Here is an 11,666-nt window from a genome sequence, read left to right as displayed (position 1 = left end):
CAAGGGCGCTTGCGTTGGCATACAAATGCAGCAACCGCCGACCAAGTTCAATTCCGGATCAATACGGTCTCGGATTACCACTGACGGGTGCGTGAGGGAGCTTGCTCACCTTGGCCGGCGGCAATTGTAGGCCTTGCGGAAGCCGGCCGCCTGGGCGTCGTCCTCCGAGCAGAACCAGCGATCCGGTGTCGTGGTCGCGGGATAGCTCGGACATCCGCGCAGATGGTAGATGCCGATATTGCCGGTGACGCGGGCGCGCACCGCGAGCTTGCCCTTGATGCTGCAGTTGGGGGGCATGGTCAGCTCCTCCGGAAACAGCACGGCGCGGATTTCCTTGTCGCGGTCCGGGCGGCAGGCGGTGCCCAGCAGCGCGCCGTCCTTCTTGCCGCTGCGGAAATCTTGCGGTGCAACAAAACAGCCCTTCCAGATCCCCGCCGCCGTCGTCTTCGCCTCGGTGGCTGCCGGCTTGACGTTGGCCTTCATCGGCTCGCGTGCGAGGGCAAAGCCGAGCTTGATCAGCTGCTCGTTCAGGCTGGCCTTGTCGCCTTCGGCCGTGCAGATGGCGCGGTGCCGCTTGCCAAAGCTCTTCTCGGGCCCGACATCGTCGCAGCGCACCGTTCGTTTGTTGATGAGCTTCGCGAGCTGGTCGCGGGCCTCGATGCCGCAGGTCCAGGCATCGGCTTTATTGTCGATGCAGACCTGGTCGAGCTCCGGCGCGTCGACGCCGTCGAGCCGGTAGGTGACGTCGCCGAGCTGGACCGAGTTGCCGTCACGGGCCGTCGCGGCGCCGGTCAGCGCGGAAACTGGTCCGGACAAGGCCAGAAATCCGGACAAGGCGAGAAACGAAACGAGCGCAAAAGCGCGGGCGGCTGCAAAGATTTTCTGGAAGGACATACGGTCTCGCTATCGATGGCTCGTGCGCCCCGTTCCTAGCATCCGGATGTGGCGAGACCAATGGTCTGCGCCTCGCGAAGTGCGACATTCCGGCCCCGCCGCTTTACTCCGCCGGCGCTCTGCCCGTATCGTTTCGCCGGCCTCGCTGACCGCGCAAGGCCGAATCGCCCGGTAAGCGGCGAGGGGGAGGACAAGGTTGCGATGAAAGACCCGGTGGATGTCCTGATCATCGGCGCCGGCGCTTCGGGCGCGGCGGTGGCGTGGTCGCTGGCCGAGACCAAGATGCACATCCTCTGCCTGGAGCAGGGCGGCTGGATGAACCCGGCGGAATATCCCAGCACGGGCCGCGACTGGGAGGCCAAGTTCTACGGCGAATGGTCTTCGAGCCCGAACGTGCGCGGCCGGCCCGAGGACTACCCGATCAACGACGACAACTCTCCGATCAAGGTCGTGAACTACAACGCGGTCGGCGGCTCGACGGTGATGTACACCGCGCACTGGCCGCGGCTGCATCCCTCCGATTTCAAGGTGAAGACGCTCGACGGCGTCGCCGACGACTGGCCGATCGACTACGAGGCATTGACTCCGTTCTTCGAAGAGAACGACCGCATGATGGGCACGTCGGGCCTGTCAGGCGATCCGCTGTCGCCGCTGACGCATCCGCCGATGCCGCAGCAGCCGATGGGCCTGTCCGGCGCCATCATCGCCAAGGCCATGAACAAGCTCGGCTGGCACTGGTGGCCGTCGGACACCACGGTCGCGACGATGGACTACGAGGGCCGGGCGCGCTGCATTAATCTCGGCCATTGCACGCCGGCCTGCGCGCAAGGCGCAAAATCCTCCACCGACATCACCTATTGGCCGCATGCGATCCGTGCCGGCGTCGAGCTGCGCACGCATTGCCGGGTGCGCGAGATCACCACCGATGAGAACGGCATGGCCTCGGGCGTGGTCTATTACGACAAAGACGGCATCGAGCAGTTTCAGCCCGCGCATGTCGTCGTCATCGCCTGCAACGGCGTCGGCACGCCGCGGCTGCTGCTCAACTCGGCATCGGGCCGCTTCCCCAACGGGCTCGCCAATTCGTCGGGCCTCGTCGGCAAGAACCTGATGTTCCATCCCTATGCGCAGATCTACGGCTATGTGAAGGAGCCGACCGACTCTAACCGCGCGCCGCCGACCTGTCTGTGGAGCAAGCAATGGTACGACACCGACCTGTCGCGCGGCTTCGTGCGCGGCTATGGCGTGCAGTTCGTGCGCGGGGCCGGGCCGGTGTTCGAGGCCGTAGTCAGCGAGCAGAAGGGCATCTTGCCGTGGGGCGAGGATCACCACCGCGTGTTCCGCAAGCTCAACGGCCATCGCTTAGGTTTCTCCGCGATTTGTGAGGATCTGCCGGAGGAGCACAATCGTGTCACGCTCGATCCGGTGCTGAAGGACAGTCACGGCATTCCCGCGCCGAAGGTCGACTACACCATCAGCGAGAACAGCCGGAAGATGATGGAGCACGCGCTGGCGCGCGGCCGCGAGTTCCTCGAGACTGCCGGCGCGAGCGACATCTGCGTCAACTCGCCGATCCCCTGGGGCGGCTGGCACCTGCTCGGCACCGCGCGCATGGGCACCGACCCCGAGCGTTCCGTCGTCAACGAATGGGGCCGCGCGCACGACGTGAAGAACCTCTTCATCGTCGACGGCAGCATCTTCGTCACCTCGGGCGGCGTGAACCCGACCTCCACCATCCAGGCCCTCGCGCTCTACATCGCCGACCAGATGAAGCAGCGCCTCGCCAATCTGTTCGATTGAGGGTGTGATGTCCGCAGACAACCAACTGACACGCAGGCAGCGCGACGACCTCCGCGCTGTCGCCGCGATGATCATCCCGGCCAGTGACGAGTACAAGGTGCCGGGCGCCGATGATCCCGCGATCCAGGCCGACATGCTGGCGACGCTCGGTCGCGATACCAAATTGGTGGCGGCGGCGCTGGATCATTTGGCGCGGCTCGCCGGGGGCCCGCTTGCCGAGCTCGATGTCGCCAGACGCGATGCGGTGGTGCACGAGTTTCGGAAGAGCGGCGGTGCCGCCGCGGCAACGCTCGTCCGTGTCGTGCTGCAATGCTATTACCGCGACGACCGCGTGCTGGGCTCGCTGGGGCTCGAGTTGCGCGCGCCATTCCCCAAGGGCCATGTGCTCCCAGAGGGGGACTGGTCGCTGCTCGATCCGGTCAAGGCGAGAGGTGGCTCGCTGAGGCGCCCGCCCTAGCCATCTGGGCAGCCCGGCGCTGCGCTCCAGGCGGGCCCTTGCGGCGACGGGAACAGGCCACCATCTGTGTGAGCCTTCGAGGACTCTTGCCATGTTGGACTTCACATCAGATATCGCCGATGACGCACCGTCACCGCGAACGACGGCGCCTGGCCCGGCCGATGACCGGGCGCTGCTGGACGCCTATTCCAATGCCGTGATCGACGTGACCGACCGGGTCGGGCCCGCGGTCGTGCGCGTCGAGACCGGCCCCAAGGTGTCGAACGGTCGCGAGCGCGGCGGGCTCGGCTCCGGCATCGTGATCTCGCCGGATGGGCTCGTGCTCACCAACAGTCATGTGGTCGGCACGTCGAAGGAGATCCGGCTGCGCGACGTCGAAGGCCATGTCGGCGACGCCCAGGTGCTCGGCGTTGATCCCGATACGGATCTGGCGCTGCTGCGTGCCAATGGCGTGCGGCACTTGCCCTATGCCGCGCTCGGCAATTCCAAGAGCCTGCGGCGCGGCCAGCTCGTGATCGCGATCGGCAATCCGCTCGGCTTCGAATCGACCGTGACGGCCGGCGTGGTCTCGGCGCTCGGCCGCTCGATCCGCTCGGTGAGCGGGCGCACCATCGAGGACGTGATCCAGACCGATGCCGCCCTCAATCCCGGCAATTCCGGCGGGCCGCTGGTGTCGTCGCATGCCGAGGTGATCGGCATCAACACCGCGATCATCAATGGCGCGCAAGGAATCTGTTTTGCGGTCGCCAGCAACACCGCGCAATTCGTGCTGTCGGAGATCATCCGCCACGGCTATGTCCGCCGCGCCTATATCGGTGTCGCCGGGCAGACCGCGCCGGTCCCGCGGCGGCACGCGGTGCTGGCCGGCGTCGAGAACAAGATGGGCGCGCTTCTGATGCAGATCGAGCCGGATGGACCAGCGGCGAAGGCAGGCCTGTTGCCCGGCGACGTCGTGATCAGGCTCGACGGCGTCGAGATCAACGGCGTCGACGATCTGATCCGCGTGCTCGACCGCGACCGGATCGGCCGCCGGCTACCCATGGACGTGCTGCGCCTCGGTCGCCTCCGGGCGATCGATATCGACCCGATCGAGCGCAAGCCGGCGCGCTGAACCGGGCGATGACAGCGAGTGTGTGGCTGACGCGGAGAGGGGCTGGCGCCTAGCCTCTACTCCGCCGCGGCGGCAAAGCGGCTGTTCTCCAGCTCCGCTTCCAGCCGCGCCGTCTCGGCCGCCGCCAGCCTGATGTTGGCCTCCTTGACGTAGCCGAAGCCGCGGATGGTCTCCGGCACGCGCGCAAGCCTTGCCAGCAGCGGGATTTGATCCGGCTTCAGCCCTGTGATCCGCTGGTCGATCATCGCCAGATAATCCGCGATCAATTTCCGCTCAGTCCGGCGCTCCTCGGTGCGGCCGAACGGATCGAACACGCTGCCGCGCAGGAACTTGAGCCTGGCGAGCACGTGGAAGGCGTGGATCATCCAGCTGCCGAACTCCTGCTTCTGCAGATGTCCGGTCGTCTTGTCGCGCTTGGCGAAGATCGGCGGCGCCAAATGGTACTTCAGCGTGAAATCGCCGTCGAACTTCTCAGACACTTTCTTGGCGAAGCTGCCGTCGGTGTAGAGCCGGGCGACCTCATATTCGTCCTTGTAGGACATCAGCTTGAACAGGTTCTTTGCGACCGCTTCGGTGAGCTCGGTTGACCCGGGCAAAGCCGCGCTCTCCGCCTTGCGCACCTTCGCGACGGCTGCGAGGTAGCGGTCGGCATAGGCCTTGTCCTGATAGAAGGTCAGGAATTCGGCGCGCGTCGCGATGATATCGTCGAGCGATTTCGCAGGCGCGGACGCTCTTGCCTTGAACTGGAGCACGCTGCGCACGCGCGACATGTCGTGGGCAGCGAGCCGGCCCCAGGTGAAGGCGAGCTTGTTCATCTCGATCGCGGCGCCGTTGATCTCGATGGCGCGAAGCAGGGCTTCCAGCGACAGCGGGATCGCGCCCTTCTGGAACGCAAAGCCGAGCATGAAGGGGTTGGTCGCGATGGAATCGCCCATCAGTGCCGCGGCAATGCCTGTCGCGTCGATGATGTCGAGGTTGTTGTCGCCGATAGCGTCGCGGAGCACGGTCTGCATCGCGCCCATCTCGAAATCGAGATCGGGGTTTTGCACGAAGCTCGCGGTCGGCTGCAGATCAGCGTTGATGTAGGCCTTGGTCACACCGCGCTCGGCGCGGCTCAGCGCCGTCGAGCCCGCGGAAACGATCATGTCGCAGCCGAGGATGACGTCGGCGCCGCCCGTGGTGATGCGGACGGCGGAGATGTCCTCCGGCTTTGGGGCGATGCGGACATGGCTCATCACCGCGCCGTTCTTCTGCGACAGGCCGGTGAAGTCGAGCGCCGAGCAGCCGCGGCCGTCGACATGGGCAGCCATGCCGAGCAGGGCACCGATGGTGATGACGCCGGTGCCGCCGATGCCGGTGACGAGGATGTTGTAGGGCCCGTCCAGCTCACGCGCCGGCGGCAGCGGCAGATCCGCGAACAGCTGGCCGGAATCCACAGCCGAGGTCTTCATCCGCTTCAGCGAGCCGCCATGGACGGTGACGAAGCTCGGGCAAAAGCCCTCGACGCAGGAAAAGTCCTTGTTGCAGTTCGACTGGTCGATCTGGCGCTTGCGGCCGAATTCGGTCTCCAGCGGCTGCACCGAGACGCAGTTCGAGGCCTGCGAGCAATCGCCGCAACCTTCGCAAACGAGCTCGTTGATGAAGGCGCGCTTGGCGGGATCGGGATAGAGCCCGCGCTTACGGCGGCGGCGCTTCTCGGCGGCGCAGGTCTGGTCGTAGATGATGACCGTTAGGCCCTTGATATCGCGCAGCTCGCGCTGCACGGCATCGAGCTCGCGGCGGTGGTGGATGGTCGCGCCTTGCGGGAAGTATCCGCCTTGCGGATACTTTGTGGGATCGTCGGAGACGATCGCAAGCCGCTTGACGCCTTCGGCCCAGACTTGATGGGCGATCTGCGCGACGTTGAAGGCGCCTTCGGCGGGCTGGCCGCCGGTCATCGCCACGGCGTCGTTGTAGAGGATCTTGTAGGTGATGTTGATGCCGGCGGCCGAAGCCGCACGAAGGGCGAGCAGGCCGGAATGCGTGTAGGTGCCGTCGCCGAGATTCTGGAAGATGTGATTCTCGTTCGTGAAGGGCGACTGGCCGATCCAGTTCACGCCCTCGGCGCCCATATGCGAGATCAGATCCGTGCGGCGGGTCGGCATGCTCAGCGCCATGCCGTGGCAGCCGATGCCGGCCATGGCGCGGCTGCCCTCGGGCACCCGCGTCGAGGTGTTGTGCGGGCAGCCCGAGCAGAAGAACGGCGTGCGCGCGAGCTTGATCGGCGTGCTGGTCGTCACCGGGTTGTCGAAGGCCTCGAGCCTGGCGAGGCGCTGCTCCAGCACGGGACTGTGATGGCCGAGCTTGCGCAAGCGCGCCACCAGCGCGCCAGCGACGATGGTCGGCGTCAGCTCGCCCTCGCTCGGCAACAGCGGTGCGCCGCGCTCATCGCGCTTGCCGGTGACGGTCGGGCGCTTTGAGGCATCGACGTTGTAGAGGATCCGCATCAGCTGGTCTTCGATGAAGCCGCGCTTCTCCTCGACCACCAGCACGTCCTGAAGACCTTCAGCGAAACGTTTCGCGCCGCTTTCCTCCAGCGGCCAGGTCAAGGCAACCTTGTAGATGCGAAGGCCCAGGTCCTGCGCGTCCTTGTCGGTGATGCCGAGATCAACGAGCGCCTGGCGCAGGTCGAGATAGGCTTTTCCAGTCGCGACGATGCCGAGCCGCGCAGGCTTGGAATCGAGCACCATGCGGTCGAGCTGGTTGGCGCGGGCGAAGGCCTGCACCGCGGCCATCTTGGGGCCGAACAGGCGCTTCTCAGCCTCGAGCGGCGGATCGGGCCAGCGGATGTTGAGGCCGCCGGGCGGCATCTCGAAATCGTCGGGCACCACGATCTGGATGCGTTCAGGGTCGCTATAGATCGACGCGGAGCTCTCCACGGTCTCGCTGATCGCCTTGAAGCCGACCCAGCAGCCCGAGAAGCGCGACAGTGCAAAACCGTAGAGGCCGAGGTCGAGATAGTCCTGGAGCGTGGCAGGATTGATCACGGGAATCAGCGCCGCCGCGAACACCTGCTCGCTCTGATGCGCCAGCGTCGAGGACTGGCAGCCGTGGTCGTCGCCAGCGAGCGCCAGCACGCCGCCGTTGCGCGAGGTGCCGGCGGCATTGGCGTGCTTGAGCGCATCGACCGAGCGGTCGACGCCCGGGCCCTTGCCGTACCAGATTCCGAACACGCCATCGACCTTGGCTCCGGGAAACAGGCCGACCTGTTGGCTGCCCCAGACCGCGGTCGCCGCTAGATCCTCGTTGAGGCCGGGCACGAAGGCGATGTCGTGGTGCTGAAGGTGCGCCTTCGCCCGCCACAACGCATGGTCGTACATACCGAGCGGAGAGCCACGATAGCCCGAGATGAAGCCGCCGGTGTTGAGGCCCTGAAGCCGGTCGCGTTCGCGCTGCAACATGGGCAGGCGGACCAGGGCCTGCGTGCCGGACAGGAAGATCCGCTTCGATTCGAGCCGGTATTTGTCGTCCAGCTCGACCTGCAACAGCGTCATTCGGAAGTCCTCGTCTTTCGTTCGGCGGGAGGTTTGCGCTGCGGGAGGAATCGCGGCTGCGCGATGCGAATTGTGACAGTCAAAAGGATGGGCCAGCGAAGTCAATATCGCTGGCCGCATCCGTGGCGCTCCTGCTAGTCATGGCTTGCACGCGGAGAGCGCCATGACTGCAAACGCATTCGACACCGAGATCACGGAGACGGCCGAGGCCCTGATCGGGCCGTGGCGTCAGCCACGCCAGATGCTGCAGGCGCAGACCTATGACGCGCACGCCTCGATCCATGACGACGCCACCGCGCAGAAGCTCGGCTTCAAGGGCGGCACGATCGAGGGCCCGACGCATTTCAGCCAGTTCGCTCCGCTCGGCGAGCGGCTGTGGGGGCAGGCTTGGTTCGAGATAGGCTGCCTTTCAGCACATTACCGCAGCGTCTGCTATGAGGGCGAAGAGGTGCAGGCGATCCTGGCGAAGCCATTGCCCGGCACCCGCCAGTGCCAGATCCAGATGGTCAAGCGCGACGGCACTGAGGTGCTGCGCGGCACGGCATCAGTCGGCGATTTGCCGGTTGCAACGGCGCTCGAGGCGCGCCTTGGCGAGCTCAAGCCGCTCACTGATCCCGTGATCTTGCGCGATGTGAAGGTGGCGCAGACCAGCAAGCGGCAGTCGGTGCGCATGGCGTTCGACCAGAACATGGGCGACCTCTATCCGTTCTCGCTGAGGCAGAAGCTCGCCGTCATCACCGAAAGCTCGCCGTACTATTCGGGCGCGGATAATCCGTGGGGCAAGCCCATCATCCCGATGGAGATGCTGAGCGTGCTGTTCCAGTACCGCTCCAAGGACGATCCGCTGCCGGCCAAGGGCCCGGCCGTCGGCCTGTTCGCCGACCAGGAGATCCGCCTCCTGAAGGGTCCACTTTTCGAGGGCGAGGAATACGAGGTCGAGCGCGAAGTGGTCGCGCTGTCCGGCAGCCGCCGCACCGAAAGCGCCTGGGTCAAGACGCGCGTGTTCGACAAGGCGGGCACGATGGTGGCGGCCATGCTGCTGAACATGGCGACGCTGAAGGAGTCCTACGCCCCGTATGAGGAAGAGCATCGGCAGTTGTATGGGGCAGGGCGGTAGTCCCACTCCCGTCATTCCGGGGCGCGCGCAGCGCGAGCTATGATGCGCAATTGCGCATCAGAGAATCCATCTCACCTCGCGCACTGCCGCCCGATGGATTCCGGGCTCGACGCTTCGCGTCGCCCCGGAATGACGAGCGGAGGCCGCTCATCCTTTAAGCAGATGCACGGCGCGAAGCCATCGCACAGGGAATGAGCAGACGCCGATCGCCGGCGTAACCTTCTGACCAGACGACAAATTCCTCGCTACCCGCGCTCAACCGCAATTGTACACAATGGCACGGCGCTTGCAGAACTCCCGGCCAGGAGAGTTCTCGCGGGGCCGTCATGTTGAACTCAGCCAAGCCGACCAAGGGCGTCGTCAGCGCCGAGCCCGAGCCGATCGCGCTCGACTGGCCCGCCACCGCGCTCCTCATCATCGACATGCAGCGCGACTTCATGGAGCCCGGCGGCTTCGGCGAGACGCTGGGCAACGACGTCAGCCAGCTCGCGCGCGCGGTGAAGCCGATCGGCGCGGTGCTGACGGCCGCGCGCGACACCGGCATGCTGGTCATCCACACGCGGGAGGGGCATCTGCCCGATCTCTCCGATGCGCCGCCGGCCAAGGTCGAGCGCGGCGCGCCGAGCCTTCGCATCGGCGATCCTGGTCCGATGGGCCGCATCCTCATTCGCGGCGAGGCCGGCCACGACATCATTCCCGAGCTCTATCCGCTCGACAGCGAAATCGTCATCGACAAGCCCGGCAAGGGGGCGTTCTACGCGACCGAGCTCGGCGAGGTCTTGGAGAAGTACGGCATCGAGAATTTGCTCGTGTGCGGCGTCACCACGGAAGTGTGCGTCAACACCACGGTGCGCGAGGCCAACGACCGCGGCTATCGCTGCGTCGTCATCGCCGACGGCTGCGCGTCCTACTTCCCCGAGTTTCACGAGATGGGCCTGAAGATGATCAAGGCCCAGGGCGGCATCTTCGGCTGGGTCGCGGATTCAGTCGCAGTTCTGGAGGCAATGAAGGTTTCGACCACATAGGGGTATATCATGAGCACATTGACGGGGGCGGCCGGCAGTTCTGATCTGAACAAGTCCGACTTCAAGCCGGCGCTATGGACATCGGGCGACTGGAACGCGTTGTTCGGCTTCGGCACCAACATCCTCGTCAACATGCTGGTGCTCACGGGCCTGTTGCGCTTCGTGCTGAAGATGCCCGATAGCCTCGTGTTCGGCCGCATCCTGCCCGCGCTGGGGCTGATGATGTGTCTCTCCACTTTCTACTACGCCTATCTCGCCTACCGCCTCGCCCAGAAGACCGGCCGCAACGACGTCTGCGCGCTGCCGTCGGGCGTCAGCGTGCCGCACATGTTCATCGTGACCTTCGTGATCATGCTGCCGATCACGCTCAAGACCGGCGATCCGCTCAAGGGCTGGTCGGCGGGCCTGGTCTGGGTGTTCTTCCAGAGCTTCATTCTGATGATCGGCGGCTTCATCGCGCCGTTCATCCGCAAGATCACGCCGCGCGCGGCGCTGCTCGGCACGCTCGCAGGGGTCTCCGTCACCTTCATCTCGATGCGGCCAGCGTTAGAGATGTACATGACGCCGCAGATCGGTCTCGTCTGCTTCGCCATCATCCTGGTGAGCTGGTTCGGCGGCGTGAAGTATTGGCGCGGCATTCCCGCGGGCCTCGTCGCAATCGCGGCCGGCATGATCATCGCCTGGGGCTCGAACCTGTTCGGGCTCGGCCTCGGCGGCCTGAGCATCGCGGGCGTCGGTGCGGCCTTCGCCAATTTCGGCTTCTCGGTGCCGATCCCGGCGTTTGGCTACGTCTTCTCCGGCTTCGAATTCCTCGGCATCATCCTGGTCACGGCCATTCCGTTCGGCATCTACGACCTCGTCGAGGCCATGGACAATGTCGAGAGCGCGGAAGCGGCCGGCGACGACTATCCGACCACGCGCGTGCTCACCGCCGACGGCGTCGTCAGCCTGATCGGCTGCCTGATGGGCAATCCTTTCATCAACGCGGTCTATATCGGCCATCCCGGCTGGAAGGCCATGGGCGGCCGAATCGGCTATTCGGCTGCGACCGGCATCATGGTGGTGGTGCTGTCCTGGTTCGGCATCATCTCGGTGCTGCTGGCGCTGGTGCCCGTCGTCGCGATCTCGCCCATCCTGCTCTATATCGGCATGCTGATCGGTGCGCAGGCGTTCCAGACCACGCCGGTCAAGCATGCACCCGCGATCGTGCTGGCACTGACCCCGCACCTTGCGGCGTGGGCCAAGCTGCAGATCGATACGATGCTGGCCTCGACCATGACTGCGGCAGCAACCGTCGGCGGGATGGCGGCGGACAAGGCCGACGCAGTCAAAACGGCTGCGATTGCCGCGCTGCCGCAGCAAGGCGTGTTCTATCACGGCCTCGAGGTGATGGGCGGCGGCTCCATCCTCGGCGGCCTCATCCTCGGCGCTATCGGTGTCTTCATCATCGAGCGCGATTTCGAGAAGGCCTCCGCCTTTGCGCTGGTCGGGGCGATCCTGACCTATTTCGGCTTCATGCATGGCGAGGCCGTCGGCATCGGCGGCGGCTTTGGCGTGACCCCCGCGGTCGCGCTGGCCTACGCCGTGATGGCCGCCGGCCTGTTCGCGGCCAGCAAGCTCGGCGCCAGCGAACACTATGCCGCGCATCCGGAGATGTCGGCCGCACCGGCGGAGTAGGCCCGGCTTCATTGTTGCGGAACGGCCGGGCGGATGGTCCGGCCGTTGCTGT

Annotated in this window: 8 protein-coding genes; 6 read left to right on the top strand and 2 right to left on the bottom strand. The window is 65.7% G+C overall.

The annotated features are described in order from the left end of the window. Positions 1 to 105: 105 nt before the first annotated feature. On the bottom strand, positions 106 to 894 hold the full coding sequence (locus I6F20_RS19795; RefSeq protein WP_109144585.1) for a thermonuclease family protein: 789 nt from the start codon (positions 892 to 894) through the stop codon (positions 106 to 108). A 201-nt stretch (positions 895 to 1,095) separates the two neighbouring features. Between I6F20_RS19795 and I6F20_RS19790 the strand changes: the two genes are divergently transcribed. The 3 genes from I6F20_RS19790 to I6F20_RS19780 all read left to right on the top strand — a co-directional run bounded on the left by I6F20_RS19790 (position 1,096) and on the right by I6F20_RS19780 (position 4,262). Further along, a complete protein-coding gene (locus I6F20_RS19790) occupies positions 1,096 to 2,694 on the top strand; it encodes a GMC family oxidoreductase (RefSeq protein WP_036037888.1) in 1,599 nt (532 codons plus the stop codon). A gap of 7 nt (positions 2,695 to 2,701) precedes the next feature. Next, positions 2,702 to 3,151: a gluconate 2-dehydrogenase subunit 3 family protein gene (locus I6F20_RS19785; protein WP_036037887.1), complete on the top strand. Its 450-nt coding sequence runs from the start codon at positions 2,702 to 2,704 to the stop codon at positions 3,149 to 3,151. A 91-nt stretch (positions 3,152 to 3,242) separates the two neighbouring features. Then, entirely contained in the window at positions 3,243 to 4,262 is a 1,020-nt protein-coding gene (locus I6F20_RS19780) for a S1C family serine protease (RefSeq protein ID WP_036037885.1), read from the top strand. Between the two features lie 56 nt (positions 4,263 to 4,318). On the opposite strand, the gene I6F20_RS19775 is transcribed toward I6F20_RS19780, so the two are convergent. Further along, a complete protein-coding gene (locus I6F20_RS19775) occupies positions 4,319 to 7,795 on the bottom strand; it encodes an indolepyruvate ferredoxin oxidoreductase family protein (protein WP_225127493.1) in 3,477 nt (1,158 codons plus the stop codon). Positions 7,796 to 7,958: 163 nt separating this feature from the next. Between I6F20_RS19775 and I6F20_RS19770 the strand changes: the two genes are divergently transcribed. The 3 genes from I6F20_RS19770 (at position 7,959) to I6F20_RS19760 (ending at position 11,614) form a co-directional block, all read left to right on the top strand. Next, on the top strand, positions 7,959 to 8,912 hold the full coding sequence (locus I6F20_RS19770) for a hypothetical protein (RefSeq protein ID WP_057026814.1): 954 nt from the start codon (positions 7,959 to 7,961) through the stop codon (positions 8,910 to 8,912). A 326-nt stretch (positions 8,913 to 9,238) separates the two neighbouring features. Continuing rightward, positions 9,239 to 9,937 carry a cysteine hydrolase family protein gene (locus tag I6F20_RS19765; RefSeq protein ID WP_225127490.1) on the top strand — a complete coding sequence of 233 codons (699 nt, stop codon included), beginning with the start codon at positions 9,239 to 9,241 and terminating at the stop codon, positions 9,935 to 9,937. 9 nt (positions 9,938 to 9,946) lie between these two features. After that, positions 9,947 to 11,614 (top strand): regulator, encoded by a 1,668-nt coding sequence (locus I6F20_RS19760; protein WP_225127489.1) that lies wholly within the window; start codon positions 9,947 to 9,949, stop codon positions 11,612 to 11,614. Positions 11,615 to 11,666: the final 52 nt, after the last annotated feature.

This window comes from Bradyrhizobium sp. IC3123, assembly GCF_020193625.1.
GTDB classification, from domain to species: domain Bacteria; phylum Pseudomonadota; class Alphaproteobacteria; order Rhizobiales; family Xanthobacteraceae; genus Bradyrhizobium; species Bradyrhizobium yuanmingense.
The sequence above is the reverse complement of the archived record's forward strand: the minus strand, read 5'-3'. Positions and strand labels throughout refer to the sequence as shown.

Excerpts from the sequence above, each read along its gene's own strand:
- I6F20_RS19795 (WP_109144585.1), bottom strand. The coding sequence starts at position 894 with ATGTCCTTCCAGAAAATCTTTGCAGCCGCCCGCGCTTTTGCGCTCGTT.
- I6F20_RS19790 (WP_036037888.1), top strand. The coding sequence starts at position 1,096 with ATGAAAGACCCGGTGGATGTCCTGATCATCGGCGCCGGCGCTTCGGGC.
- I6F20_RS19785 (WP_036037887.1), top strand. The coding sequence starts at position 2,702 with ATGTCCGCAGACAACCAACTGACACGCAGGCAGCGCGACGACCTCCGC.
- I6F20_RS19780 (WP_036037885.1), top strand. The coding sequence starts at position 3,243 with ATGTTGGACTTCACATCAGATATCGCCGATGACGCACCGTCACCGCGA.
- I6F20_RS19775 (WP_225127493.1), bottom strand. The coding sequence starts at position 7,795 with ATGACGCTGTTGCAGGTCGAGCTGGACGACAAATACCGGCTCGAATCG.
- I6F20_RS19770 (WP_057026814.1), top strand. The coding sequence starts at position 7,959 with ATGACTGCAAACGCATTCGACACCGAGATCACGGAGACGGCCGAGGCC.
- I6F20_RS19765 (WP_225127490.1), top strand. The coding sequence starts at position 9,239 with ATGTTGAACTCAGCCAAGCCGACCAAGGGCGTCGTCAGCGCCGAGCCC.
- I6F20_RS19760 (WP_225127489.1), top strand. The coding sequence starts at position 9,947 with ATGAGCACATTGACGGGGGCGGCCGGCAGTTCTGATCTGAACAAGTCC.